Raw genomic sequence first — 25,472 nt, 5'->3', positions numbered from 1 at the left:
GCGTAAATCGTTCGCGAGGGATCGCCAGACCCAACTTACAACAAGAATTGCGCCCGGCTGACCGAGTGTTCGCCCCTGGGGAGTGAGTGAGAGAGTGCGACAAAAACGACTCACGATAATAAACGGGAGAAACACATGGACATCAAGCAAGCCTTGACCCGAGTGGTCGAGAAGATTGATTTGAGTACCGAGGAAATGACCTCGGTCATGAAAGAAATTATGACCGGTGCTGCCACGGAGGCGCAGATCGGAGGGTTTCTGATCGGCCTGCGTATGAAAGGCGAGACGCTGGACGAGATTACCGGCGCGGCCATGGCCATGCGCGAGCTGGCACAGAGCGTCGATATTGAAGCTGACTTCCTGGTGGATACCTGCGGCACTGGCGGCGACGGTGCCAACCTGTTCAATGTGTCCACCGCCAGTGCCTTTGTGGTGGCCGCGGCCGGCGGCCGGGTGGCCAAGCACGGCAACCGCTCGGTGTCGAGCTCCACTGGCAGCGCGGATGTGCTGGAAGAGGCCGGTATCAATCTGAATATTTCCCCGGAGGAAGTGGCCCGCTGTGTCCGGGAGATCGGCGTGGGCTTCATGTTTGCTCCGGTGCATCACGGCGCCATGAAGTTTGCCGTTGGCCCGCGCAAAGAGCTGGGGTTGCGCACCATCTTCAACATGCTCGGCCCCATGACCAACCCCGCCAATGTGCGCCGCCAGGTGATTGGCGTGTTCAATGGTGAGCTGTGTCGCCCCATGGCCGAGGTGCTGCACCGCCTGGGCAGTGAACACGTGATGGTGGTTCACGCCAAAGATGGTCTCGATGAAATCAGCCTGGCCTCTGAAACCCATGTGGCCGAACTGAAAGACGGAAAAGTCACCGAATACGAAATCAAGCCGGAAGACTTCGGCATCCAGAGCAAAAGTCTGATTGGCCTGGGCGTGACCAATGCCGAGGAGTCTCTGGCGCTGATCAAAGATGCGCTGGGCAACCGGCGCGGGCAGTACGCTGAAAAAGCGGCGGATATTATTACCCTGAATGCCGGTGCCGCGATTTACGTCAGCGGCGTGGCGGAAAGCCTGGAAGAAGGGGTGGAATTGGCGCGGGATGCCATTGGCAGCAGCCTGGCCGGCGAAAAGATTCGCGAACTGGCGGCCTTTACCCAGTGCTTTAAAAGCGACAGCTGAACACCGAATTGAATATGAACCAAGAGGATTGACCCGTGAGTGACACCCCGACGGTGCTGCGCAAAATTATTGCCCGCAAGCACGAGGAAGTGGCCGAGCGCAAACAGCAACGCTCTCTCGATGAGTTGCGTCAGAGCCTGGTGCAGGCGCCGGAAACTCGCGGATTTGTTCAGGCCATTGCCAACCGGATTGCCGATGGGCAGGCGGCGGTGATTGCCGAGATCAAGAAAGCGTCGCCCAGCAAGGGTGTTATCAGGGAGCATTTTGAACCGGCCGAGTTGGCTCGCAGCTATGAGCGAGGTGGCGCCACTTGCCTGTCGGTATTGACCGATGTCGATTTTTTCCAGGGTGCCGATGCCTACCTGCAACAGGCCAGAGAAGCGGTGAGCCTGCCGGTGATCCGGAAGGACTTCATCGTCGATGAGTATCAAGTCTATGAGGCGCGAGCGCTGGGGGCGGACTGCATATTGCTGATTGCCGCAGCACTGGAACCCAGCCAGATGCGCGCGCTGAACACCTTGGCTCTGGAGCTTGGGCTGGATGTTCTGGTCGAGGTGCACAATCTGGCCGAGCTGGAGTTGGCGCTGGAGCTCCCCAACAAACTGATCGGTATCAACAACCGTAACCTGCACACCTTTGAGGTGGACCTGAAAACCACCTACGACCTGCTGCCCGCCATCGATAGCGAACGCATAGTAGTCACAGAGAGTGGAATTCTGTCGCCGGACGACGTGTGGGAAATGCGCCGCCGTCACGTGCACAGCTTTCTGGTGGGCGAAGCGTTCATGCGCGCCGATGATCCAGGTGAGGCCCTGGCGCGGTTTTTCAATTGAGTGATGCGTCGGGTTACGCGCGTTGCGCTAACCCGACCTACGGATACTGTGGGATTTGATCGAGCTTCCTGGTAGGTCGGATTAGCGAAAGCGTAATCCGACATCCCCACACAGTCTGCCCAGGCCGCTACCGCGTTCCGTAAACCACCATGGTTTTGCCGCGCACTTCCACCAATCCCTGATCTTCCAGAGTCTTCAGAACCCGACCGACCATCTCCCGGGAGCAGCCCACAATCCGGCCAATCTCCTGGCGGGTGATCTTGATCTGCATGCCATCCGGGTGGGTGATGGCGTCCGGCTCCTTACACAGGTCCAGTAGCGTCCGGGCCACCCGGCCGGTAACGTCCAGAAACGCGAGGTCCCCCACCTTGCGGGTGGTGGCGCGCAGACGGCGGGCCATCTGGCTGCTCAGAGCGAAAACGAACTCCGGGTTCTCACCGGCGATCTCCTGGAATTTGCTGTAGCTGATTTCAGCCACTTCGCATTCCGTTTTCGCTCGTACCCAGGCGCTGCGCGAGTCTTCCTGATCAAACAGGCCCATTTCGCCGAAGAAATCTCCGTCGTTGAGATAAGCGACAATCATTTCCCGGCCTTCATCGTCCTCAATCAGAACCGTGACCGAACCGCGCACAATATAGTAGAGAGAATCGCTCTTGTCCCCAGCGTAAATAATGGTGCTTTTGGCCGGGTAACGGCGGCGATGGCAATGGCTGAGAAACTCGTCCACATGGGTAATGTGGGGTGTCAAGGATACGGCGACCAAGGTGCAGCTCCTGCTTTTTTCTGAGTTATCAATGGGTTAACGGCGGGCATTATGAACCTAAACGCGAGCCCTTGCCAGTTGGCACCGATTACATGCTAGCAAGTTTGTGAACCAGTTATAAGCCCAAGGCGCCTTCATGTCCAGTAGAACCTCGCAGAAGGCTGGTGAAGGATGAAAGGGGCGACAGGTAGACGTCGGTGATGGGTTTTTGGAGCGGTTATGGTAACCTTCTGCGCCATTGATATCAGGCCCACAGGTTACGGCGAGGTAGGTTGCATGAAAGGTAAGGTAAAGTGGATAGATGGCGCCCAGTTTCTGGGTGAATCCGGCAGTGGTCATACCGTACTGATGGACGGCCCGCCGGATCATGGCGGCCGCAACACCGGTGTGCGCCCGATGGAGATGTTGCTACTCGGGCTCGGCGGCTGCTCTTCTTTTGATGTGATGAGCATACTGGGCAAGTCCCGCCAGAAGGTCACGGACTGCTATGTGGATATGGACGCTGAGCGGGCCGATGGCGTGCCGTCACCCTTCACCAAAATCCACCTGCACTTTGTGGTGACCGGTAAGGATCTCAAGGAAGCGCACGTCAAGCGCGCGGTGGAACTGTCGGCCACCAAGTACTGTTCCGCGTCGATCATGCTGGAAGCGGCGGGCGTGGAAATCACCCATGATTACGAAATCCGCGACGCGGAGTAAATACTTTCACATACTGTGGTGGATGACGCCGCGGTACGGCTTATCCACCCTGGGAGGTTGTTGTCTCGTCCGGGCCGGGAAGGGGAAGCCCTTTCAAGACACGCCGTAAACCCGTCCCTGGGGGCTCGGATCGCGGGTCCCCCGCTCTACGGTCTTGAAAGGGCTTCCCCTTCCCGTCCCTCAGTGCCAATCGTCGCGTAGGGTGGATAAGCCGCACTGCGGCGTCATCCACCGATTAAGGTTTGTCTCAAAGCCTATAGCTGGAAGCGGTCATCGCCCTGGCTACGAGACTCATCGCCGTTTTTACCGGTGCCGGGAAATCCAGGCCGCCGGCGGCGAGGGCGGTCTGGGCGTGTTTGGCTTCGTCGGTCAGCATCTGTTGCACCACCGCCCGGCTCTGCCGGTCGGTTTCGGGTAACTGCTCCAGGTGTGTTTGCAGGTGCTGACACACGCGCTCCTCGGTCGCTGCCACAAACCCCAGGCTGACCCGGTCACTGACCAGACCAGCCCCCGCCCCCAATGCGAAGGACAGGCCGTACCACAGCGGGTTCAGGTAGCTGGTATGGCTGTTCAGGTCGTCCAACCGTTGTCGGCACCAGACCAGGTGATCAATTTCCTCCTCGGCGGCATGTTCCATTTCCGCGCGTACCTGGGGCAGCTTGGCGGTCAGGGCCTGGCCCTGGTAAAGCGCTTGGGCACAGACCTCGCCGGAGTGGTTCACCCGCATCAGGCCTGCGGCGTGGCGGCGCTCGGCGTCATCCAGCTCGGATTTTGGCAGGTCTCGAGCGGGGGAGGGGCGGCGCTCTTCTCCCGGCGTGTCCGCCAGGGTGCGCACCACCCGGTCGATGCCGATAATCATTTGGTCCAGTCGGGACAGGGCTCGCTGTGTCATGGTGATTGCCTTGTTCGGGTCTGATTCAGAGGGGTATACGCGGCTATTGTACTCGCGGATGAAATGGCCTGCCCAGCGTTGATCGGGTCACTCGAACTGCCAGCCATCGGTGGGCAGTCGCTCGCGCAGTTCCCGCTCCAGCGACGGCAGCAGTGCGCGGTGTGCCTCGTTCAGGTAAGCATATCCCTCAATCTCCAGAACATGGCCGGCCGAGTAGATGGGCTGGGTCAGCTCGATCTGCTGCATTTCCTGCCGCGTTGATACGGAGGTGCCGATAAACAGGTCCAGCCGTCCGGCACTGACCATCTTCAACCCATGTTCGGTGCTGGTTACCGAGATCACGTTTGGCAGCTCGTGGCGCTGCATCAACTCCTTGATCACGACATGACCCCGCACATAGCCGATGCGCAGGGACTCACGGGTCAGGTCCTGTTCGGTGTTCAGGGTGAGTTCCGGATTGCGGCTCCAGGCCTCCATGGAGGTTCGCGCCAGTAGTACGTCAATGCGAATCAGGTTGCTTTCAGGGTTATTGTCGCGGTAGCCCCGCGTGCGCGCGCAGTCGCCGTCACTGATGCCCGCGTTGGCCTCCATCAAGGAGCGTTGGTTGGGGCGGTAATGCATACTGAAATCGTAGCCCAGGGCATCGAAGGACTCGGAGAACAGGGTGTTCACCCGCTGATGCAGGGGCACGGTCGCCGGAATCCAGCAGGAAAACACAATCTTGGGGCGAGACTCTTCTGCAAGGGCGGCAGATGAGAATAGGAGCCAGCCCAGAAGCAGGAAGACGTGATGGCAACGTCGGTGTCGGCTTGTCATGGACCCTCCAGTGCGGGCGGATCGGTCCAGGTGCTACCCGCCCCAGACATTTATGGGCACCATTTTGGCGGCAAATATCACACAAAAGCAACTTTTCACTTTTTCACTTGCAAATCTATAGTGATTGCGCAATCATTTTGGTCGTGAGAGTCTTAAAGATAACAATAAAGCGAGAGAACTATGAGCAAATCAACCAGCTTGATTGATCGTCGTGCCTTCCTGCGCGGCAGTGGCCAGATTCTGGCGGGAACAGCGCTCGTGTCGTCCAGTGCTGGCGCCATGGCGGAGAAAGCCAGCCGCAAGATGCGCGTGGCCCTGGTCGGTACCGGCATCCGGGGCATCCGCTTCTGGGGGCGCGATCTCGTGCAGGGCTTTTCCGACGCCGTGGAATTTGTCGGCCTGTGCGATACCAACCCGGGCCGCCTGCAGTTCGCCCAAGACTATATCGGGGTCGATTGCCCTACCTTTACCGACATTGATGCCCTGCTCGACAGCGGCCCCATCGACATGGTGATGGTGACCACCGATGATGCCAGCCACGATGAGATTATCGTCAAGGCGCTGGATCGCAATATCAATGTCATCACCGAAAAGCCCATGACCACGGATGAGCACAAATGTGCCGCCATCCAGAAAGCGGTGGAGCGTTCCGACGCCGAGCTGATCATGAGCTTCAACTACCGCTACGGTCACATGTTCACCTCGCTCAAGGAGGTGCTTGATCGCAAGGAGATCGGTGATGTGGTGTCGGTGGACTTCAACTGGTATCTGAACACCTACCACGGTGCCTCCTATTTCCGGCGCTGGCACGGTCTGCGTGAAAAGGGCGGTACGCTGCTGTTGCACAAGTCGGCCCATCACTTTGATCTGCTGAACTGGTTTATCGAATCCGACCCGGTAGAGGTATCCGCCTACGGTGCGCTGGAGCACTACGGCCACAATAATGACTTCCGGGGTAAAAACTGCCGGGAGTGCCCGCATCAGAAAAAATGCGATTACTACTGGGACATCACCAAAGACGAGCTGGCCACCAAGCTCTACGTTGAAAATGAGCACCACGACGGATACATCCGCGACAATTGCCTGTGGCGCGAAGAAATCGACATTTTCGACAAGATGAGCGTGCAGGTGCGCTACGCGAACAACGTTATCGTCAATTACTCGCTGACCACTTATTCGCCATTTGAAGGCTTTCGTCTGGCGCTGAACGGTAAGCATGGCCGGGTGGAAACCTGGGAAGGCATCCCCTGGTTGGAAGAGCAGGAAACCGATCAATCCAAGGTGTATGAAAAGGAAATGGGGCTGACCAGTCACAGCACCCGCGAAGAGGGTCGACACGAATTGATCATCGCCAAAAACTTTGGTGACTACCAGCGCATTGAGTTGCCCTATATTCGCAAAGCGCACTGGGGCGGTGACCCGATTCTCAATGCCCATGTGTTCAAGGGAATTCCACCCGAGCGTAATTTCGGTCAGAAGGCCAACTTTCGCGATGGTGCCATGTCGGTGCTGATCGGCGTGGCGGCGCGAAAAAGTATTGACGAGGGCCGTCCGGTAAAAATCGAAGAGCTGACCGATCTCAAGCCTCAGGTCAAACGCATGAAGGCCTGAGTCAGATAAGTTTTCATGGTGTACTGCTTGCCTCCAGCTTGGCGCTGTCCGGACCTACGCCGGCAGCGCCTTTTTTTAACCGCTGGATTACGTTTTGCTCAACCCCCAACACATTACCACCTGATATAACGATAGGAGAGAGACATGTTGATCAACCCGATAGGCCAATGGATCAAGCTTGGGATCCGCTTCCCATTGATGGTGTTGGCACTGGTCAGTCTGACCATGGGGTGTGCCAGCGCCCAGACCGGCGAGTCGACCGTCACTGTGCCGCAAGACGGCAAGTGGTCGGACCGGATGGCGTTGTCTACCATCAAACGCAGCCCGGAAGCCTGGGCCATGCGCGACTACAAACTGCTGGGTTCTCCCCAGTGGGCTTACACCTACGGACTGACCTTGTATTCGATGCAGAAAGCCTATGAGCGCACCGGCGATGACCGCTATCTGCAATACGGGAAAGTGTATGTGGATCAGTTGATTGATGATCAGGGCCAGATCAAGAACTATCACATCTGGGACTTCAATATTGACGATGTCAATGCGGGCAAATTGTTGTTCCTGCTGTATGAAAAATACCAGGACGAACGTTACCTGACGGCCATGCAGACCCTGCGCAAGCAGCTGGACTGGCAGCCGCGCACCCGTTCCGGCGGCCTGTGGCACAAGCGCATCTACCCCTGGCAGATGTGGCTCGATGGTCTGTACATGGGCGCGGCATACTGGGCCCAGTACGCAGCCACCTTTGAAGACTCCGACGAGAGCTTTTCCGATATCGCCCATCAGTTCAAACTGATTGAATCCAAAACCCGCGATCTGGAGAGTGGGCTGCTGTACCACGGTTGGGACGAAAGTACCCTCCAGACCTGGGCCGATGATGAGACGGGCCTTTCCGAGCACTTCTGGTCCCGGGCCATGGGCTGGTACGCCATGGCGCTGGTGGATACCCTGGACTTCTTCCCCGAAGACCACCCCGACCGTCAGGCGCTGATCGATATTCTCAATCGTCTGGTGGTGGCATTGGAGAAGGTGCAACACGAGTCTGGCCTCTGGTATCAGGTGACGGATCAGGGCGATCGCTATGGTAACTATCTGGAAGCCTCCGGTTCCTCCATGTTCGTCTACGCCATGGCCAAGGGCGTGCGCATGGGCTACTTGCCGGAGAAGTTCCAGGCGGTGGCCGAACGGGGTTTCGACGGCCTGATTCAGGAACTGGTGGACGTGGAAGCCAATGGCGAGATCCATCTGACCCAGATCTGTGGCAGCGCCGGCCTGGGTAATGACCCCTATCGGCCGGGAACCTTCGAGTACTATGTGGGTGAGGCGATTCGCGTGAACGACCCCCATGGTACCGGTCCGTTTATTCTCGCCGCACTGGAGCTTGACCGCTGATTGCGTTCGGACGAGACTTGCTTTTCAATAGTCGGGGCGTGTGAGAGCGCCTCTATAAATCATGACAACAACTCAGCAGTAGTGAGGATCCTATGACCATCAACCCATTGTTCCGCTGGGGGCTTGCCGCGGTGCTGGCCACCTCGGCATCCCTGAGCCAGGCGCTGGACAGCCACGATGACACCCAGGCGGACTGGAATAAAGCCTCTGAAATTGTCCAGGCGGTCCAGCCACCGAATATTCCCAATCGCGATTATCTGATCACCGACTTCGATGCCAAACGCAGCGATGCCCGCCCGGCAATCATGGCGGCAATCGAACAGGCCAGTGCGGACGGCGGTGGCCGGGTCATCATTCCCGAGGGCAAATGGGAGAGTCACGGTCCGATTCATCTGAAAAGCCGGATCAATCTGCACATCAGCGAAGGGGCCACGCTGTTGTTCAGTCCCGAGCCGGAAGATTACCTGCCCGCCGTGCTGACCCGTTGGGAAGGGACCGAAATGTATGGCTACTCGCCTCTGATTTACGCCTACCAGGTACAGGATGTCGCGGTGACCGGCAAAGGCACACTGGATGGCAACGAAGACAGCGAATTTCACCCCTGGTACGACAAACAGCGTCCGGATATGGACGCGCTTCGAGCCATGGGTGCCGCAGGGAACCCGGTGGAAGAGCGTCAGTTTGCCGAGGGGCACTTCCTGCGCCCGAGCATGCTGCAGATTGTCGATGCCCAGCGTGTATTGCTGGAAGACTACACCATCAAAAACTCACCTTTCTGGATCAACCACCTGGTCTATACCGATCATGCCATTGTGCGCGGCCTGAAAGTGGACAGCATGTTCCCGAACAACGATGGGATTGATGTGGACTCCAGTCGCTATGTGATTGTGGAGAACAATTTCTTCCGCACCGGGGACGATTCGGTGGTGATCAAATCCGGTCGGGACTACGATGGCCGCCAGGTCGGCCGCCCCAGTGAGTATGTGGTGGTACGTAACAATGACATGGGGGGCGAAGATGGTATCGCCCTGGGTAGCGAAATGTCCGGCGGTATTCGCCACGTCTACTTTACCGATAACATTCTGCGCAGCGGAAAGGCGGCGGTGCGCTTCAAAGCCAACCTGGATCGTGGTGGTGTGGCCGAGCATATCCGGGTGCGCAACATGACCATTGAGTCCTTTGATCAACTGTTCTGGTTTCAGTTGAACTACCCTGGTGAGTTGGGCGGTAACTACCCGACGGTCTATCGCGATCTGGTGTTCGAAGATATTACCGTGGAATCCACCGGTAGTGTGCTGGAAGTGTATGCGCCCGAAGGCTATCCGCTGCAGGATGTGACACTGCGCAACATTACCATCAAGAAAGCCGACGACCTGTTTGTTCTCGACAATGTCCAGAACCTGGTGTTCGACAATGTCAAAATCAATGGCAACCGGGTAAACGGTCAGCTCGACTGGAAATAAACTCCCGTTGAGCGGAATGAAAAGGCGGGCCAAGGCCCGCCTTTTCATTTCAGAAAGCCGTGAGTGCATTCCGCGGTCGACGTAGGTCGGATTAGCGAAGCGTAATCCGACAAGAACAGCTGTGTGGTGTCGGATCACGCTTCGCGCCAATGCGTAGGAACGTCCCGACCCATTCGACGTTAAACACCCCGAAGTTCAAGCGGCAACAGAGCCTCTGGAAAATTCTGATAACAAACCGGCCGCAGAAAACGGTCAATCGCCCGGGTGCCCACTGAAGTGGTGCGCCCGTCCGAGGTGGCGGGATAGGGACCGCCGTGCACCATGGCGCTGCACACCTCGACCCCGGTGGGAAAACCATTGATCAGCAATCGACCGGCCTTGGTTTCCAGCCGGTCGATCAGCTCGGCCGCCAATGCACTATCGGTTTGATCGGTCAAGTGCAGTCCCGCCGTCAGTTGCCCTTCCAATCCCTCGGCGATGGCCAGCATCTGTGCATCGCTGTCACATTGCACCAACAAGGCCGCTGAACCAAACACTTCTGATTGAAGTTCCGGCTGTGCCAGAAACTGCTCTGCCCCTGTACCGAGCAGTGAGCTCTGACATTGGTTGGGGCTCTGAACGTCGGGCGCGCGGGCAATCAGTTCCACTCCAGGCTGCTCAGCCAGAGACGTAAGACCGGAGTTGTACGCCTGGGCGATGCCCGGGGTCAGCATGGTCTGACCCTGGGAGCCCTGCAGCTTCTCAGTGGCCCGGGTGATAAAACGGTCAAGTGCCGGGCCAGTGCGGGCAATCAGCAGGCCCGGGTTGGTGCAGAACTGCCCCGCGCCCATCTGCAGGGAATCCACATACTGTTCGGCCAGAGCCTCGGGGTCGGCTTCCAGCGCATCCGTGAGCAGAAACAGCGGGTTGATGCTGCTCATTTCCGCATACACCGGAATGGGCTCCGGACGCGCGGCGGCAATGGCCATGAGCGCCGTCCCGCCCTTGCGGGAACCAGTAAAACCGACCGCCTTGATAGCAGGATGAGCCACCAGAGCGGCGCCGACGTTGTGGCCGGCATCGAACAGCATGGAGAACACACCTTCGTCCAGATCGCATTGTTGGACGGCCCGCTGAAGGGCCTGTCCGACCAACTCCGAGGTGCCGGGGTGAGCCGGGTGGGCCTTGACGATCACCGGGCAACCGGCGGCCAGTGCCGAGGCGGTGTCACCGCCGGCGACCGAAAACGCCAGCGGGAAATTGCTCGCACCGAATACGACCACCGGGCCCACGGGAATATTGCGCGAGCGCAGGTCCGGGCGCGGCGGGGTGCGTTCCCCAAGTGCCGGATCATGCTCAATGCCGAGCCAAAGGCCTTTGCGCAGCACCTCGGCAAACAGTTTCAACTGGTTGACGGTGCGACCCCGCTCGCCTTCCAGTCTCGGTCGCGGTAAGCCGGTTTCGGCCATCGCCCGCTCGATCAGGGCGTCACCGAGTTCGAGAATGTTCTCTGCGATGGTCTCCAGAAAACGGGCCCGTGTCTCTGAGTCGGTTTTGCGGTAAGGTCTGAACGCTTGCTGCGCGAGCTCGCAGGCGCGGTCGACGTCCCGCGTTTGGTTGCTGGCGTACACCGGGTCGAGGGGTGTGTTGTTGGCCGGGTCGATGGCCTGCAGAGCATCGCCCTGTCCCGCGACCCGGGTGGCACCGATAAAAGCCTGTCCGGTCAGTTTCATGTTGACACCTGTTTGCGGCGAATGTGTGGGATGAGTGAAATAATCAGAATGGCCAGAGCAACCACCAGAAAGCCGGCGGCCACCGGTTGGGTCACCATGGGTAATACCTGGCCGTCGGTGAGCATCAGCGCCCGACGCAGGTTGGTTTCCAGAATGGGTCCGAGGATAAAGCCGAGCACCATGGGGCTGAGCGGGTAGCGGTATTTTTCCAGAACAAAACCCAGCACCCCGAAAGCGAGCATTACGCCAATATCAAACGGGTTATTGTCCGCCGCGTAGGCGCCCACCACCGCCAGGACGGTAATGGCGGGCAGTAAATAACGGCGCGGCATCAACAGCACCCGAGGGAAAATTCTCAGGGTCGCCAACTGGAACAGCAATGTCAGGGTGCAGGCAATAAAGAAAGCGGCGTAGATGATACCGACGATGTCGGGATTGTCGGTAAACAGCAGGGGGCCCGGCTGCAATCCGTGAATCATGAAGCCGCCGATGATGATGGCGGTGACTCCATCGCCGGGAATCCCCAGTGTGATCAGTGGCAGCAGCGCGCCGCCGATACTGGCATTGCCCGCCGACTCGGACGCCCAGACGCCGTCGACATTGCCTTTGCCAAAACTGTCCGGGTTTTTCGAGCTCTGGCGGGCGGTGGCGTAGGCGATCATGTTCGAGGCCGCGCCGCCGATCCCCGGCAGCACGCCAATGCCCACACCGATGCCGGATGAGCGGAACACATTGACCAGGTTGCGCCTGATTTCTTTGAGGGTGACGCCCACGCCTTTGATGGTCATATCCACCTTGGGCCGGGGTGTTTCCCGAAACAGTTCACGCAGTACCTGGGAGATCGCAAACAGGCCGATCATGAATGGTACCAGCCCGATCCCGGCCCAGAGGTTGATTTCCCCAAAAGTAAAACGCGGGGTGCCATCAATCGGCGCCATGCCCACCATGCTGAACGCCATACCCAACAGCGCGGTGATCGCGCCCTTGACCAGACTCTTGCCGGCCAGCGCGGCCACCATGGTCAGCGCCATGACCGATAGGGCAAAGTACTCGGCGGGGCCGAAATTGATCGCCAGGCGCGCCACCATCGGGGCAAACATGACCAGCACCAGCAGGCTGAACATGCCCCCGGCGTAGGAGGCGAGCATGGCAGTGCCCAAGGCTTTGACCGCCTGCCCCTGCTGGGCGAGCGGATAGCCGTCAAAGGTGGTGGCCACCGATGAAGGCGTGCCCGGAATCCGCAGCAGAATGGCCGATACCAGTCCGCCACAGATACCACCGATATACACGGCCACCAGAGTCGCCATTCCCAGGTGAGCGTTGAAGCTGAAGGTCAGGGGCAAAATGATCGCCACCGCCATGGTGGCGTTAAGCCCGGGCAGAGCCCCAATCACCAGGCCGACGATACAGGCCAGAAACAGCACGATCAGTACCTGGGGCTGCAACAGTTCCCAGACACCGGCGGCGAACAGCTCAATCATAAAGCACTCCTTTCAATGCGTAGAGCCATTCCCCCTCGGGTAAGCTGACGTTCAGTACCGAGGCGAGCAGATAGTGAGTGGCAACGGCGACCAGAATCGCAATGAGGCAACACTGCACGCCGGCCCTCAATGACAGTCGACCGAGCAGCCAGGTACTCAGGGCAAAGAAGACCGCGGTGCTGACCGCGTAGCCTAGATTGGGCAGTACCCACGCGTAGGCGAGGACCGCGACAATGGAAAAAGCGCCGCGCCAGGGCCGAAAGGTCCCGGCGTTATCCGTTTCCTCTGCCGGTTCGCGGTCCGTCGGAGGTCTGATGAGTAGAATCAACCCCATCAGGGTCAGCAGTACGGCGATCAATCCGGGCAGCAAGGTCGGTCCCGGATCGCCCAGGGTGGGCTTCAAAGTGTCCTGCCAGAAAATGCTATACAGCAGACCGGAGCAGCCGATGGTGGCGAGGCCAAACCAGCGGTCGGTGGGCACCGTATTCAGACGCTCAGTGAAGGACCGGCTCATGGGTTCACCACTTTTTCAATAAACCGGTACTCGTCGGCCAGAAAAATGGCCGCGTCTTTGTGGTTCCGGTATTCGGGACTCTGGCGCACCTTCCTGATTGCCTCTTGATAGGCGAGGTCCTGCTGAATCCCGGCCATGATTCTGTCGAACTGATCGATGATCGGTTGCGGTAGTTCGGCCGGACCGTAAACGGCAAACACTTGTGGCAGATGCGCGGGCACTCCCTGGCTGGGCGCGGTGGGCCAATCTGGCGCGAAGGCGTCCGGGGTGTTGTTCATGACCCCGAGAATGCGCACATCGCCATTGCGCTCGAACTGTAGTGCGCTCGCAACGCTCATACTGATCAGGTCCACTTTCTCACCCAGCAGGGCGGTAATTCGTTTGGATTCGCTGCCCGAGTCCACCACCCGGAAGCCTTCGGGATACAACTGGGTCAGCGCCTGGCCCTTGATCTGGGTGGTGGCACCGAACTGTGAGCCCACGGTGATTTTGCCTTCGTGCTTGCGGGTGTAGTCGAGCAGTTCTTGCAGGGTTTTATAGGGCGCATCGGCGCGCACGGCATAGACGTCGTTGACCATGCTGAGGGTGGCCAGTGGGGTAAAGTCTTTGTATTGATAAGGTGAACGCCCAAGGGCGTGGGAGACGTGCAGAGCGGTGTGGTAGAGCAGCAGGGTGCCGCCGTTGGGTTTGGAGCGCGCGACGGAGTGCGCGGCGATGACGCCGCCACCGCCGGTCTGGTTGACGATGGCCACGGCGCTGCCGGTCACCTGCTCAAAGTGTTTGGCAAACACCCGGGCAATGGCATCGGTGGATCCGCCCGGTGAAGAGGGAACATAAATTTTCACCAGCTCAGCCGGGTAGTGGTCGTCTGCCTGCAGTGGCCCCGCGATCATCATCAGGACCACTATCATCAAGCAGCGGTCGATCAACCGTCGCATAGTCTCTCACCTGTTGGTTGTTATGTGTTTTTTAAAAGCGGTACTCTGAATAGAGTGCTGCGGCTGGGTATACCCTTGTGAGACACGCCGTGAACCTATCCGTGGGGGCTCGACACCCGCCGTCCAGGCGGGTGACGGTCTCACAAGGGTATACCCAGCCTCCGCGGCAGCATCGTATCGTTTCGGGAGCTAGCACCCAAAGATCGCGTAGGGCGGATAAGCCGAAGGCGCATCCGCCGTTACTGAACTTGACGCGGGGAATAGCCCCTTATGTACTGCAACTTGGGTAACGGCGGATGCGGGCTTTGCCCTTATCCGCCCTACCCAACCGCAGCATTCCGTTCGAAGCGCTGTCTCCTGAAGACCGTTGTCATTCCCAACCCTTCAAAATTTCCTTCAACGCCTCTCGCTGTGTCTCACTCAACTCAGTCACCCCCGGCGCCCGCGTCGGCCCCACGGGCCATCCCTGAATCTGCATCGCCTCTTTCACCACCGTCACGTTCGCGCCATTGGCTTCGAAGGTGCGCATTTTTTCAAACTCGGCAATCCGGTCCACCAAAGCCCGAGCCTCACTCATCGCCTCGCGCTCCAGCGCCGCGTGAATCGCCAGAGACAACTCCGGGGCCACATTCACCAGTCCCGAAGTAAAACCCCGGGCGCCGCAAGCGTAGAAGGGTAGGGCCCAGCTTTCAGCCAGACCGCACAACCACTGCAGGGGGCTGCCCTGAGTGGCGCGGATGCATTCACCCAGACGGATCGGGTCGGGTACAGCATACTTGACCGCTACCACATTCTCTATTTCCGCCAGGCGAACGAAGTGCCCCGGCTCCAGGCCCGGGCTGCGGGCGTAGGCAATGATGGGCAGGTCGGTGCTGTCGGCGATCTGTTGAATATAGTCGATGACCAACCGGGGCGAGCAGAAGGGGTCCGGTGGCTGGTGGATCATCAGGGCGTCGGCACCGGCCTCTTGTGCCTGTTTTGCCAGACGAATCGCCTCCCGACCGCTGCGGCCCACGCCAGCGGTGACTTTGGCGCGCCCGGCGTTGGCTTCAACAGCGATCCGGTAACCGAGCACGACTTCGTCCAGGTCCTGGGCGTAAAACTCGCCGGTGTTTCCGCCGGTGACGATGTTGTGAATCCCGGCGCTGGCGATGCGATCGACCACCTTGTGCAGCAGCGACTGGTCGACTTCCCCCGCGCTGTCATAGGGGGTGATGTGTACTCCGGAGATGCCGTTCAGGGCGTTGCGCATGGCTTCGTACATAACAGTTCTCTCGTGTTTTTTGTGTTGCTCGCGAGTGTTTTTTACCGCGTGGCGGCCTCAGTGAATATCGGGTTCCTGATCGGTGATGTCGGTCACCGGAATGGTTTCCAGGAAGTCGAAATCACAGCCTTCGTTGGCCTGGCTCACATGGGATTGATAGAGCGCGCCCCAGCCGCGGCTGAACTTGGGTTCCGGGGCTTTCCAGGTGGCACGGCGGCGGGCCATTTCGTCCTCGTCGATCAGCAGATTGAGTTTGCGCTCGGGTACGTTCAATTCAATCTGGTCGCCGGTCTGCACGAAGGCCAGGGGACCGCCCACATGGGACTCGGGGGCGACGTGCAGGACGCAGGCGCCGTAGCTGGTGCCGCTCATGCGCGCGTCTGAAATGCGCAGCATGTCGCGCACGCCTTTTTCCAACAGTTTTTTCGGGATGGGCAATTGGCCCCACTCGGGCATGCCTGGTGCGCCCTGAGGGCCGGCGCTTTTGAGTACGATGATGGAGTTTTCGGTGATCTCCAGGGCCGGGTCATCGATGCGCTCGCTCATTTCCTGATGGTTTTCAAACACCACCGCCGGGCCGGTATGCACCAGCAGGTGCGGTTCCGCGGCGGGGGGTTTGATCACCGCGCCATCGGGGGCCAGATTGCCACGCAGCACGGCAATGCCGTCCCGCTCGGACAGCGCGTTGTCGAGGGAGCGAATGACATCGTCGTTGAAGACCCGTGCGCCGGCGATGTTTTCGCCGAGGGTTTTGCCGGTGACGGTGAGTTGGTTCAGATCCAGCAGGGACTTCATCACTTCCTGCAGGGCGGGCAGGCCTCCGGCGTAGTAGAAGTCTTCCATCAGGTAAGCGCCGGCGGGGCGCAGGTTGGCGATCACCGGGGTGTGTCGAGCCAGGGCGTCAAAGCGGTCGAGGGTCAGTGGGAAACCGGCGCGCCGGGCCATGGCGATGATGTGCACGATCGAGTTGGTGGAGCCGGACAGAGCCAGCGCGACTTTGATGGCGTTGTCGAATGACGTCTCGGTGAGAATGTCTTTCGGGGTCAGATCCTCCCAGACCATTTCCACGATGCGCTTGCCGGTGCTACAGGCCATCTGGGCGTGGCGCGAATCCGGCGCGGGAATGGAGGCGGCGCCGGTCAGGCTCAGGCCCAGAGTCTCGGCCACGCTGGTCATGGTGGAGGCGGTGCCCATGGTCATGCAGTGCCCCGGGGAGCGGGCAATGCCGCTTTCCACGCCCTGCCAGTCTTCCTCGGTGATGTTGCCGGCGCGCAGTTCGGCCCAGTATTTCCAGGTGTCGGAACCACTGCCCAGGGTCTTGCCCTGCCAGTTTCCGCGCAGCATGGGCCCGGCGGGTACAAAAATCGCGGGCAGGTTGGCGGAAATGGCCCCCATGATCAGGGCGGGGGTGGTTTTATCGCAGCCGCCCATCAGCACTACACCGTCGGCCGGATAGGCGCGCAACAGCTCTTCGGTTTCCATGGCCAGCATATTGCGATAGAGCATGGCGGTGGGTTTCTGGAAGGGCTCGGACAGGGTGGACGCCGGCAGCTCCACCGGGAAGCCCCCCGCTTGCCAGACGCCGCGCTTGACCTCTTCCACTCGCTGTTTGAAGTGGGTATGGCACGGGTTGATGTCGCTCCAGGTATTGACGATGGCAATCACCGGCTTGCCGGCGTAGTCGTCGCGGGTGTAGCCCATCTGGGCGGTCCGGGATCGGTGGCCGAAGGAGCGCAGGTCTTTGACGCCGTACCAGCGGTGACTGCGCAGCTCTTCGGGAGAGCGTTTGGGCTGGCTCATAGGGTTCTCTCTGTCGTGTTTTTATAGCTGTTTTAAGGCCGTCTGGGCCCGGTTGATGGCTGCTATGATTGCGCAATCATTTTTGGATTGCAAGACCCGATGGCAAAAAGACGGAAAATCAGGCGCTGTCGCGTTTGACGATCTGGAAGCCCACGTCGATGGTCACGGGCTCGGTCGGAGGGTGTTCGCCGGTCATGGCGCTGAGCAGGTGCTGGGCCGCGCGATACCCGATTTCGGCGCCGTTGATCTGCACCGAGGTGAGCGAGGGCAGGGTGTGGGCGGCGAAATCCAGGTCGCCAAACCCGATTAACGCCATGTCGCCGGGGATGTCGATGTTCCGAGCCCTGGCCTCGGTCAATACCCCTTGGGCGAGGGTGTCGGAGCTGCAGTAAACCGCCTCGGCCCGGATTTCCTGCTCCAGAAGGCGGGCAAAGGCCTGCCGGCCCTGGCTGAAGCGGGCGGGAGTTTCCAGTCGCTCCACGGCGTCGGGGCTGATACCGGCCTCGTCCAGGACCTGAATGAAGCCTGCGAGACGGTCTTCGGCTCGCTGGTCGTCGGCACTGATGGCCGCGAAGCGTCGGTGTCCCTGGTTCAGCAGGTACTGCCCGACACTGCGGCCCACGTCCAGGTGCGAGAAGCCGACCAGGGCATCGAGGGGCTGATCCCCCAGATCCCAGGTTTCGACAATGGGAATCGCGGCGGCCTTGAGGCGGGTTCGGCTGATGTCGGTGTGGTTCAGACCGGTGAGGATGATGCCATCCGGACGGCGACAGAGAATGGCCTCCAGCAGGTCTTGCTCCTGGGCCTCGGAGTACCCGGATAACCCGAGCAAGGTCTGGTAACCGGCCTGTTCCAGGGTTTCGGTGATGGCCCGGACGGTTTCGGCGAAAATCGGGTTGGCGATCGTCGGTACGATCAGCGCCACCAGGCGGCTGCTCTGGGTGGCCAGGCTGCCGGCAAGCATGTTGGGCAGGTAGCCGGTTTTCTCGACCGCGGCGGTGACTTTGGCTCGCGCCTTTTCCGACACCCGTTCGGGCTGGTTCAGTGCCCGGGAAACGGTAATGGGCGAGACGCCCGCCACTTTGGCCACGTCGATCAGAGTGGGCGCCCGGCCGCGTTGTGGGTGCTGGGTCTGTCGCTCAGTCATGGTCGTGTTGATTCTCGTGGTTGGTCGGAGTCGACCGCCTCGGAAGCGGTCGGTCTTCTTATAAAAATACTGACGCGTTACTCAGTCGGATCACTGAGGTGGCGCCGTGTCGGCAAATGGCGCATATTGATCCAGGCCTTCCAGCAGCTCCGTAAGACTCGGGTACTGGTGAAAGTTGAAGCGGTCCCGGTAGCGGCCCCAGGCCAGAACGCACCCCAGGCGCAGTTCAAAGTCGCTGTAGGGCGCCTGGCCGCTCAGAGGGCGTTGGGCCAGCGCATCGAGGCAGGTGTCGATACGACGGCGCTGGCGCTCCAGGTAGGGGCTTTGTTCCGGGGTCAGGCCGTCACGCTCCAGCACCAGGAGAATCTGAGCGGCATCCATCAGGGTATTGGTCAGGCAGAAATCGTCGTAATCCCGAAGACTGGGAAAGAAGCTTTGGCCGGCTTTTTCCCGTAGATAGCGCAGAATGGAAGACGAGTCGGTCAACAGCAGTTCACCGTCCTGTAGAAAGGGCAGTTTCTGACTGGGCGAGCGCTCGGCGCTGGTGCGGGTGTCGCTTTCAATGAACTCGCAACGCAAGCCGGCTTCGGCCAGCGCGATGCGGCAGTGGCGAACATAGGGGGAGGTGTAGCTGCCAAACAGTTGCATGGATAGTGACTCCTCTGGTGTTGTCCTAATGATAACGGAAAAGTGTGGTTTTTGGGGCCAATGGGCCCGGAGGTGTGCGATGAAAGCGTCGGAATTTCTGAAAAAGTACGAGCGTGAGCGCGAAAAAGCCAAAGAACATGAACAGGAGGATCACTCCCTGCAGGCCCATGCCAAAGAGCGGGCCCGTCACCCGGATCACCTGAACGCCGGGACGCCTTATGACTGGGAGGATCTGGAAGCCTACCAGAAAGAACTGGAGCGACTGGACAAAGAAGGCCCCGGGGGCTCAAGTGGCGATCCCGATAAAGGATAGCAGCGCTTGAGGGGGTAACTCACTGGTACAATGGCCGCTTTTTGACGGGAGCGGCGGATGATTGGCGGTTGGGAGTTCTACGCACTGGCGATTCCGGTGGTGTTGCTTGTTGGCCTGTCCAAAGGCGGTTTTGGTGGCGGCCTGGGCACCCTGGCGGTGCCGGCGCTGAGCCTGATGATCGACCCCCGGATGGCCGCCGGTATCCTTCTGCCCATTCTGTGCACCATGGATCTGGTCAGCCTGTGGAGCTTTCGCGGCCGCTGGGACTGGGCCAACCTGAAGATCATGTTTCCCTGGGCCATGGTGGGCCTGCTCGGCGGTGCATTGACCTTTCAGTACATGAGCGTGGACATGATCCGCCTGATGATCGGCGTCATGGCGCTCTACTTTGTGGGCCACTACCTCTGGGGCAAATACCTGTTGCAGCGGCTCCATGCCCACGGGCCCAGCGTCTGGCGAGGCGGTTTCTGGAGCGGTGTGTCCGGCTACGTCAGCTATATCGCTCACGCCGGCGGCCCACCCATTGCGATTTATCTCTTGCCTCAGCATCTGCCCAAAACCGTGTTTGTGGGCACCACGGTGCTGTTTTTCAGTGTGGTCAACTACACCAAGCTGGTGCCCTATGCCTTCTTTGGTCAGTTGAATATCGGCAATATCACCACCGCACTGGTGCTTCTGCCATTCGCGCCCCTGGGGGTGCTGTTGGGCGTTTACCTGCACAAGCGGGTGTCCGATCGCTGGTTCTACTGGACCTGCTATGGCCTGTTGCTGGTCGCCGGCATCAAGCTTCTGGTGGAGGGGGCGGCCGGCTTGCTTGCCGCCTGATTTTCGCCCGCGCGTTCAGTTTCGATTCAGATCCCGGAGGGTAATCTGGCATTACGTTAACCGGAATGCATAGGGGGTGCCCCGTGAATCGTATACTGAGCCTGATCGTGATGACTGCCTCGTTGATCCTGATGGGGTGCGATGAAAGCCATGTGCAGGTCACGCACGTCAACGATAGTCCCCATCGGGGTTCGGACTTTGTGCCCTATCTCAAAACCTTCAATATCATCGACAGCTATGGTGTGGATACCGCGCTGGATCCGGGGGTGCCGCTGACGTTTGATCCCTATGTGGATGCGGGCATTTTCGAGATCGACTGGCAGGTGAACAGCCTGGAAGATTATCAGGTGAGTTTCCGCCTGAACGACCGCCCGTCATTGACCGGCAGCTATGGGGTGTATACCGAAGTCTGCGGCGAAGGTCTGCCCTGTGACCAGGAGGCCATCCGCATCTGTCAGTACTACCCGGACCTGACCATGGCCTGCGGCCTGGATGATTATGTGACCGATGTGAGCCCGCTGATTTACGAATTGCCCGAGAAGCTCTATGCGGTACTGGAAGTGTGTGATCTGGACTCCAGCTACTGCGAGTACGACTACTATCCGGTCTGGCTGGAATAATAAGCTGCAAGACTAATGAACCGGACTGCTGGGGTTCCAGCCCAGAACTGACAAGGTGCTAGCCTTAATGGTCCGCGCCTTGTTAAACTGCGGTGATGTTTGACAAAGGGCTGCCGTTGAATACGCATTCAATCATCGATTCGGTAGCCGTCAGTCCAATCGGGAGCCGGAACACATGAGTCAGGGCAGTAATTCCAGCGGCCTGCGTCGCTACAACGAACGGGTGATGCTCACCCATTTGCGCAAATACCGCACCGCGTCCAAATCCGATCTGGCGCGGGCCACCAACCTCACGCCCCAGGCGGTGACCCGCATCGTCGATGATCTCGAGCAGAACGAGCTGGTGGTTCGTGAAGGACGCCGCCTCGGTGGTCTCGGTCAGCCCTCGACCCTCTACGCCATCAACCCGGCCGGTGCTTACTCCATTGGCATCAAGATCGGGCGGCGCGATCTGGAGCTGCTGTTGCTGGACTTCAGCGGCAAGACCCTGGCCCAGTTCAAGCGCGAATTCGATCAGCCGGATCCGGACTACATCATCGAACAGATCGATCTGCTGCTGCCCGAGTTGCGCAACCACCTGGACAAATCCGGTCAGAAGCGCCTGCGTGGGGTCGGAGTGGCCATGCCCTGGTTCCTGGGCGCCTGGCCGAGCGATCTGGAAATGGCCGATGAGCTGTCTGAGCGCTGGCGCAATATCAATTTGAGCGAAGAGATTTCCAGTCGTATTGACCTGCCAGTGTTTTTTGAAAACGACGGGGCCGCTGCGGCCGTGGCGGAGTTGCAGCTCGGCGTCGGGCGGGATATTTCGGATTTTCTGTACGTCAATATCGGCGCCTTTATCGGCGGTGGCCTGGTGCTGCACGGTAACCTGGAGCCCGGTGTGCATGGCAACGCGGCGGAGCTGGCGTCAATGCCTGTTCCCCACTCCGAGCTGTTCGGCCATGAGCCGGGCAAGGGCGGTTTTGACATGTTGACCCAGCGGGCGTCGCTGCTGACACTCCGCCGGTACCTGAACCAGAAGGGCATCGAGATCAGTCACATCGGCGAGCTGCCCGAGCACATCGATAATGCCCGTATCTACATCCAGGAGTGGATGAACGACTGTGCCGATGCCATGGTGTTTGCCTTTCTTTCGGCGATCAGCATTCTGGATCTGAAAGCCATTGTGATCGATGCCAACCTGCCGCGCTTTATCATTGAAGAGCTGGTGGCGATGGTAGAGCGGCGCCTGGGTAGCATGGCGGCCAAGGATATTTTTGTGCCGGCCATCATTCCGGGGCAACTGGGCCCGGACGCGATTGCGGTGGGCGGCGGCATTCTGCCGTTCTATTCGTCTTTCGGCGCGGATAAAACCGTACTGCTCAAGGGCAGTGTGCCGGAGCGGCGCATGATCTGAGTCGGCGTCGATGTAATGGCGGCTCCAACAAAAAAGCCCCGGCAAGTGCCGGGGCTTTTTTGTTACGTTGCTTCGGTGAGCGCTTACCAGATGGACTTGAGCGGCCAGGCTTCGATGCGGTCAAAGGTGGCGCTACCGCCTTCGACAAACACTTCAACGCCCTCGCTGTCCGGTTGTGGGAAAATCTTGTCACTGATGGCGACCACGCCGTCGTGCGCAAAGACTTCCACCGAGGACCAGTCGATAAACACGTGCAGCTCCACCTGACCGTTATCCAGCGGCAGCGGTGCCACATGAACGCCCGGGAAATCCGCGTGGAAGTCCACCTGTCCGGACTGGGTGCGATCCAGCGCCAGCGTTTCCTCGCTCACGTCGTAGCGCAGCACGGTTTTTTCATCGTTACCGGTGCGCAGGTTGAGGCCAACCACCTCGGCATTGCCCGGAGTGAAGGTCACTTTCATTTCCAGTGCCTTGCCCTGAATGTTCCAGTCGGCCAGTGAACGGGTGTCATTGGTGACGGTCAGGTTGCTCAGTGATTTTTGCTCGCCCCGTAAGGTCTGCAGTTCATCCACCGGCTCCTGAACCATTTTCAGGCCGCCGTCGTGGCTCGCCAGCTCCAGGGTGCGCGGAATGCTCTGGGAACTGCGCCAGGGCGAGGTGGGCAGCTCCTGAGCGTACTGCCAGTTGTTCATCCAGCCGACCCAGATACGGCGCCCGTCTTCTTCCGGCACGTCGGACCAGGAAACGGCGGCGTAAAAGTCCTTACCGTAGTCCACCCACTGGTGCGGGCCGGATTCGCTCTCGGGCATGGCATCTTCATCGGGGATGAACTGCTTGCCATCAAACTCGCCCACAAAGTAGAGGCCACCGGAACCCCCGGCCACAGAGCCTTCCTCGCCCGCACCCAGGTCCACTTCCAGCACCCATTTGCGCTTGTCTTCATCGCCGTCAATCGGCAGAGCAAACAGATCCGGGCATTCCCAGATGCCCAGCTCGGATCCCGGGGATTCGAAGTGGCTCAGGAAGGTCCAATCCTTCAGGTTGGGTGAGCTGTAAAAGGCGATCTTGTAGTCAGTCGACAAGGCCACCACCATGATCCACTGCTCGCTCTCTTCGTGCCAGATCACTTTCGGGTCACGGAAGTTCTCCATGCCTTCATCCAGCACCGGGTTGCCCGCATACTTGGTCCAGGTGCGACCGTTATCCAGGCTGTAGGCCAGTTGCTGATCCTGCCCCTTTTCCGGTTCCTGTTTGTGGCCGGTATAGATGGCCACCATCGGTGGGTTGTCCTTGGTGCCGAAGCCGGAGGTGTTGTGATGGTCCACCACAGCGCTGCCCGAGAAGATCATGTACTCCTCGTCTTCGGGAATGGCCACCTTCTGTTCTTCCCAGTGCACCAGGTCTTTGCTGATGGCGTGACCCCAGCTCATGTGGCCCCATTTGTCGCCGTAGGGGTTGTACTGGTAGAACATGTGGTATTCACCGTTGTGGTATACCAGCCCGTTGGGGTCGTTCATCCAGTTCTCTTTGGGGGTGAAGTGGAACTGCGGACGGAACGTCTCCTGGTAAGGAGCCGTGGTTGCCGGACCGCTGGTTTCTGCTGACGCGGCGGTGTCGTTCGGTGTGCTGGTGGTGTTACTGCCAGTACAGCCGGCGATGGCCAGCGCCAGCGCGGAGGTCAGGGGAAGGGTGAATGTCTTGCGCATGGTAAACCTCGCTATACGATTTATGGTGATTGATTATTCGCTGATTCAGGCCGATGCGGCGGTTTTCGCGTTGTCGGGTGCGTTGTCGCGCACGTGTAGTGTGTACTCCAGATCTTCCAGTGATGTGCCTTTGGTTTCCGGCATGATTTTCCAGACAAACAGGAACTGCAGGACCATCATCAGACCGAAGAAAATAAACACCAGCCCGCCATTGCCGTCGGCAAACACCGGGAACAGCCAGGACACCGCGGCCGCCATGAACCAGTGGGTGAAACTGCCAAACGCCTGGCCTTTGGCTCGCACCCGGTTGGGGAAAATTTCCGAGATGAACACCCAGATGACGGCGCCCTGAGAGATGGCAAAGGCTGCAATAAAGCCTAGCAGACCGTAGAGCACCAGGCTGCCGGAGATTTCCTCGGCCATAAACTGGAAGCTGACCAGAAACAGCGAGGCGGCGGTACCGATGGAGCCGATGAACAGCAGGGGACGACGGCCGAGCTTGTCGATCATGAACAGGGCGATGACGGTGAACATGAAATTGGTGCCACCCACCAGAACCGCCTGCAGCAGGGATGCCTCGGTGCTGAAGCCAGCGCTCTCAAAAATGCGGGGCGCGTAGTACATTAACGCATTGATGCCCGAGAGCTGATTGAACATGGCAATGGCCCAGGCGCAGAAAATCGGGAACATATATTTGCGCTGGAACAGGCGGTCCGAAGCGCCGTTGTCGTTATCTTTCAGTGAACGTTCGATATCCGCCAGCTCCTGCTCGACGTTGGGCTCGCCCATTTTGACCAGAACGTCGTGGGCTTCAACGGTGCGACCTTTCTTGACCAACCAACGCGGGCTGTAGGGAATGAGGAACAGCAGGGCGAGGAACAGTGCCGCGGGTACCGCTTCGATACCCAGCATCCAGCGCCATGCCGTCGCATCGTCAATGGACAGGCCAATCACATAGTTGGATAGAAACGCCAGCAGAATGCCACCGACCACGTTCAACTGATTGATCGCCACCAGCCGGCCGCGCATGGCGGCGGGGGAAATTTCCGCGATATACATCGGTGCTACCACCGAGGCGGCACCCACCGCCAGACCGCCAATCAGACGATAGACCAGAAACTCACCCCAGACCGTGGCCAGTGCGCTGCCCACGGCAGAGATGAAATACATCACCGCAATGACCATCAGGGAGCGCTTGCGGCCCAGCCAGTCGGCCGGTTTACCCACGCTCAATGCGCCGATGACCGTACCGATCAGCGCGATGGCAACGGTAAAGCCCAGCCCGTTGCTGCTGAGTTCAAATTCCCGCTCCAGTGCACCGGTGGTGCCGGAAATAACGGCGGTATCAAAGCCGAACAGTAGCCCCCCGAGGGCGGCCACGATGGTGCTGAAGATGACAACTCGATGAGAACGGGGCGGCGCGGCCCCCGGTGAATAGTTCATGGTTACTACCTCGCTTGGATTAT

Annotated in this window: 23 protein-coding genes; 10 read left to right on the top strand and 13 right to left on the bottom strand. The window is 59.4% G+C overall.

The annotated features are described in order from the left end of the window. Positions 1–135: 135 nt before the first annotated feature. Both trpD and trpC read left to right on the top strand, forming a co-directional pair. A complete protein-coding gene (trpD, locus tag EDC38_RS07980; RefSeq protein ID WP_024460964.1) occupies positions 136–1,176 on the top strand; it encodes an anthranilate phosphoribosyltransferase in 1,041 nt (346 codons plus the stop codon). A 35-nt stretch (positions 1,177–1,211) separates the two neighbouring features. Continuing rightward, on the top strand, positions 1,212–2,009 hold the full coding sequence (trpC, locus tag EDC38_RS07975; protein ID WP_123638041.1) for an indole-3-glycerol phosphate synthase TrpC: 798 nt from the start codon (positions 1,212–1,214) through the stop codon (positions 2,007–2,009). A 127-nt stretch (positions 2,010–2,136) separates the two neighbouring features. Here the strand turns inward: trpC and crp are convergent, their stop codons facing one another. Next, entirely contained in the window at positions 2,137–2,772 is a 636-nt protein-coding gene (crp, locus tag EDC38_RS07970) for a cAMP-activated global transcriptional regulator CRP (protein ID WP_024460962.1), read from the bottom strand. Between the two features lie 276 nt (positions 2,773–3,048). Between crp and EDC38_RS07965 the strand changes: the two genes are divergently transcribed. Further along, positions 3,049–3,471, top strand: a complete 423-nt coding sequence (locus EDC38_RS07965) for an OsmC family protein (RefSeq protein ID WP_123638040.1) — start codon at positions 3,049–3,051, stop codon at positions 3,469–3,471. 247 nt (positions 3,472–3,718) lie between these two features. On the opposite strand, the gene coq7 is transcribed toward EDC38_RS07965, so the two are convergent. Beyond that, entirely contained in the window at positions 3,719–4,363 is a 645-nt protein-coding gene (coq7, locus tag EDC38_RS07960; RefSeq protein ID WP_123638039.1) for a 2-polyprenyl-3-methyl-6-methoxy-1,4-benzoquinone monooxygenase, read from the bottom strand. A gap of 87 nt (positions 4,364–4,450) precedes the next feature. Next, on the bottom strand, positions 4,451–5,179 hold the full coding sequence (locus tag EDC38_RS07955; RefSeq protein ID WP_123638038.1) for a type 2 periplasmic-binding domain-containing protein: 729 nt from the start codon (positions 5,177–5,179) through the stop codon (positions 4,451–4,453). A 180-nt stretch (positions 5,180–5,359) separates the two neighbouring features. Here EDC38_RS07955 and EDC38_RS07950 point away from each other — a divergent pair, with 180 nt between their 5' ends. The 3 genes from EDC38_RS07950 to EDC38_RS07940 all read left to right on the top strand — a co-directional run bounded on the left by EDC38_RS07950 (position 5,360) and on the right by EDC38_RS07940 (position 9,642). After that, positions 5,360–6,790 carry a Gfo/Idh/MocA family protein gene (locus EDC38_RS07950; protein WP_123638037.1) on the top strand — a complete coding sequence of 477 codons (1,431 nt, stop codon included), beginning with the start codon at positions 5,360–5,362 and terminating at the stop codon, positions 6,788–6,790. A gap of 144 nt (positions 6,791–6,934) precedes the next feature. Further along, the gene (locus EDC38_RS07945; RefSeq protein ID WP_123638036.1) at positions 6,935–8,179 is read left to right on the top strand and encodes a glycoside hydrolase family 88/105 protein; all 1,245 of its coding nucleotides are present in this window, start codon (positions 6,935–6,937) and stop codon (positions 8,177–8,179) included. Between the two features lie 92 nt (positions 8,180–8,271). Then, positions 8,272–9,642 carry a glycoside hydrolase family 28 protein gene (locus EDC38_RS07940; protein WP_123638035.1) on the top strand — a complete coding sequence of 457 codons (1,371 nt, stop codon included), beginning with the start codon at positions 8,272–8,274 and terminating at the stop codon, positions 9,640–9,642. A gap of 179 nt (positions 9,643–9,821) precedes the next feature. On the opposite strand, the gene EDC38_RS07935 is transcribed toward EDC38_RS07940, so the two are convergent. The 8 genes from EDC38_RS07935 to EDC38_RS07900 all read right to left on the bottom strand — a co-directional run bounded on the left by EDC38_RS07935 (position 9,822) and on the right by EDC38_RS07900 (position 19,146). After that, positions 9,822–11,354 (bottom strand): aldehyde dehydrogenase (NADP(+)), encoded by a 1,533-nt coding sequence (locus EDC38_RS07935; protein ID WP_123638034.1) that lies wholly within the window; start codon positions 11,352–11,354, stop codon positions 9,822–9,824. Next, on the bottom strand, positions 11,351–12,835 hold the full coding sequence (locus tag EDC38_RS07930; protein WP_123638033.1) for a tripartite tricarboxylate transporter permease: 1,485 nt from the start codon (positions 12,833–12,835) through the stop codon (positions 11,351–11,353). Before EDC38_RS07930 ends, EDC38_RS07935 begins: the two co-directional genes overlap by 4 nt. Further along, positions 12,828–13,349, bottom strand: coding sequence for a tripartite tricarboxylate transporter TctB family protein (locus EDC38_RS07925; RefSeq protein ID WP_123638032.1), 522 nt, complete (start codon positions 13,347–13,349; stop codon positions 12,828–12,830). The genes EDC38_RS07930 and EDC38_RS07925 overlap by 8 nt, the downstream gene beginning before the upstream one ends. After that, positions 13,346–14,287, bottom strand: a complete 942-nt coding sequence (locus EDC38_RS07920) for a tripartite tricarboxylate transporter substrate binding protein (RefSeq protein ID WP_123638031.1) — start codon at positions 14,285–14,287, stop codon at positions 13,346–13,348. Before EDC38_RS07920 ends, EDC38_RS07925 begins: the two co-directional genes overlap by 4 nt. Positions 14,288–14,657: 370 nt before the next feature. Continuing rightward, positions 14,658–15,551, bottom strand: coding sequence for a dihydrodipicolinate synthase family protein (locus EDC38_RS07915; protein ID WP_211331055.1), 894 nt, complete (start codon positions 15,549–15,551; stop codon positions 14,658–14,660). Between the two features lie 57 nt (positions 15,552–15,608). Further along, positions 15,609–17,351, bottom strand: a complete 1,743-nt coding sequence (gene araD, locus EDC38_RS07910) for an L-arabinonate dehydratase (protein ID WP_123638030.1) — start codon at positions 17,349–17,351, stop codon at positions 15,609–15,611. Positions 17,352–17,469: 118 nt separating this feature from the next. Next, on the bottom strand, positions 17,470–18,498 hold the full coding sequence (locus EDC38_RS07905; protein WP_123638029.1) for a LacI family DNA-binding transcriptional regulator: 1,029 nt from the start codon (positions 18,496–18,498) through the stop codon (positions 17,470–17,472). A gap of 90 nt (positions 18,499–18,588) precedes the next feature. Further along, the gene (locus EDC38_RS07900) at positions 18,589–19,146 is read right to left on the bottom strand and encodes a glutathione S-transferase family protein (RefSeq protein ID WP_123638028.1); all 558 of its coding nucleotides are present in this window, start codon (positions 19,144–19,146) and stop codon (positions 18,589–18,591) included. A 79-nt stretch (positions 19,147–19,225) separates the two neighbouring features. Here EDC38_RS07900 and EDC38_RS07895 point away from each other — a divergent pair, with 79 nt between their 5' ends. The 4 genes from EDC38_RS07895 (at position 19,226) to EDC38_RS07880 (ending at position 22,300) form a co-directional block, all read left to right on the top strand. Beyond that, on the top strand, positions 19,226–19,459 hold the full coding sequence (locus EDC38_RS07895; protein ID WP_024460948.1) for a hypothetical protein: 234 nt from the start codon (positions 19,226–19,228) through the stop codon (positions 19,457–19,459). Between the two features lie 57 nt (positions 19,460–19,516). After that, positions 19,517–20,284, top strand: coding sequence for a sulfite exporter TauE/SafE family protein (locus tag EDC38_RS07890; RefSeq protein WP_024460947.1), 768 nt, complete (start codon positions 19,517–19,519; stop codon positions 20,282–20,284). An 83-nt stretch (positions 20,285–20,367) separates the two neighbouring features. After that, positions 20,368–20,904, top strand: a complete 537-nt coding sequence (locus EDC38_RS07885; protein ID WP_123638027.1) for a hypothetical protein — start codon at positions 20,368–20,370, stop codon at positions 20,902–20,904. A 175-nt stretch (positions 20,905–21,079) separates the two neighbouring features. Further along, entirely contained in the window at positions 21,080–22,300 is a 1,221-nt protein-coding gene (locus EDC38_RS07880; RefSeq protein WP_123638026.1) for an ROK family transcriptional regulator, read from the top strand. Between the two features lie 83 nt (positions 22,301–22,383). Here EDC38_RS07880 and EDC38_RS07875 read toward each other — a convergent pair whose 3' ends face one another. Both EDC38_RS07875 and EDC38_RS07870 read right to left on the bottom strand, forming a co-directional pair. After that, on the bottom strand, positions 22,384–24,006 hold the full coding sequence (locus EDC38_RS07875; RefSeq protein ID WP_123638025.1) for a glycoside hydrolase family 32 protein: 1,623 nt from the start codon (positions 24,004–24,006) through the stop codon (positions 22,384–22,386). A 45-nt stretch (positions 24,007–24,051) separates the two neighbouring features. After that, on the bottom strand, positions 24,052–25,449 hold the full coding sequence (locus EDC38_RS07870) for a sugar porter family MFS transporter (RefSeq protein WP_123638024.1): 1,398 nt from the start codon (positions 25,447–25,449) through the stop codon (positions 24,052–24,054). Positions 25,450–25,472: the final 23 nt, after the last annotated feature.

The organism is Marinimicrobium koreense (assembly GCF_003762925.1).
Classification (GTDB): domain Bacteria; phylum Pseudomonadota; class Gammaproteobacteria; order Pseudomonadales; family Cellvibrionaceae; genus Marinimicrobium; species Marinimicrobium koreense.
This window is presented reverse-complemented; position numbering and strand designations above follow the sequence as displayed.

Excerpts from the sequence above, each read along its gene's own strand:
- trpD (WP_024460964.1), top strand. The coding sequence starts at position 136 with ATGGACATCAAGCAAGCCTTGACCCGAGTGGTCGAGAAGATTGATTTG.
- coq7 (WP_123638039.1), bottom strand. The coding sequence starts at position 4,363 with ATGACACAGCGAGCCCTGTCCCGACTGGACCAAATGATTATCGGCATC.
- EDC38_RS07920 (WP_123638031.1), bottom strand. The coding sequence starts at position 14,287 with ATGCGACGGTTGATCGACCGCTGCTTGATGATAGTGGTCCTGATGATG.
- EDC38_RS07935 (WP_123638034.1), bottom strand. The coding sequence starts at position 11,354 with ATGAAACTGACCGGACAGGCTTTTATCGGTGCCACCCGGGTCGCGGGA.
- EDC38_RS07915 (WP_211331055.1), bottom strand. The coding sequence starts at position 15,551 with ATGTACGAAGCCATGCGCAACGCCCTGAACGGCATCTCCGGAGTACAC.
- EDC38_RS07955 (WP_123638038.1), bottom strand. The coding sequence starts at position 5,179 with ATGACAAGCCGACACCGACGTTGCCATCACGTCTTCCTGCTTCTGGGC.
- EDC38_RS07940 (WP_123638035.1), top strand. The coding sequence starts at position 8,272 with ATGACCATCAACCCATTGTTCCGCTGGGGGCTTGCCGCGGTGCTGGCC.
- EDC38_RS07930 (WP_123638033.1), bottom strand. The coding sequence starts at position 12,835 with ATGATTGAGCTGTTCGCCGCCGGTGTCTGGGAACTGTTGCAGCCCCAG.
- EDC38_RS07875 (WP_123638025.1), bottom strand. The coding sequence starts at position 24,006 with ATGCGCAAGACATTCACCCTTCCCCTGACCTCCGCGCTGGCGCTGGCC.
- araD (WP_123638030.1), bottom strand. The coding sequence starts at position 17,351 with ATGAGCCAGCCCAAACGCTCTCCCGAAGAGCTGCGCAGTCACCGCTGG.
- EDC38_RS07880 (WP_123638026.1), top strand. The coding sequence starts at position 21,080 with ATGAGTCAGGGCAGTAATTCCAGCGGCCTGCGTCGCTACAACGAACGG.
- EDC38_RS07925 (WP_123638032.1), bottom strand. The coding sequence starts at position 13,349 with ATGAGCCGGTCCTTCACTGAGCGTCTGAATACGGTGCCCACCGACCGC.
- EDC38_RS07890 (WP_024460947.1), top strand. The coding sequence starts at position 19,517 with ATGATTGGCGGTTGGGAGTTCTACGCACTGGCGATTCCGGTGGTGTTG.
- EDC38_RS07905 (WP_123638029.1), bottom strand. The coding sequence starts at position 18,498 with ATGACTGAGCGACAGACCCAGCACCCACAACGCGGCCGGGCGCCCACT.
- EDC38_RS07870 (WP_123638024.1), bottom strand. The coding sequence starts at position 25,449 with ATGAACTATTCACCGGGGGCCGCGCCGCCCCGTTCTCATCGAGTTGTC.
- EDC38_RS07965 (WP_123638040.1), top strand. The coding sequence starts at position 3,049 with ATGAAAGGTAAGGTAAAGTGGATAGATGGCGCCCAGTTTCTGGGTGAA.
- EDC38_RS07900 (WP_123638028.1), bottom strand. The coding sequence starts at position 19,146 with ATGCAACTGTTTGGCAGCTACACCTCCCCCTATGTTCGCCACTGCCGC.
- EDC38_RS07945 (WP_123638036.1), top strand. The coding sequence starts at position 6,935 with ATGTTGATCAACCCGATAGGCCAATGGATCAAGCTTGGGATCCGCTTC.
- EDC38_RS07950 (WP_123638037.1), top strand. The coding sequence starts at position 5,360 with ATGAGCAAATCAACCAGCTTGATTGATCGTCGTGCCTTCCTGCGCGGC.
- EDC38_RS07895 (WP_024460948.1), top strand. The coding sequence starts at position 19,226 with ATGAAAGCGTCGGAATTTCTGAAAAAGTACGAGCGTGAGCGCGAAAAA.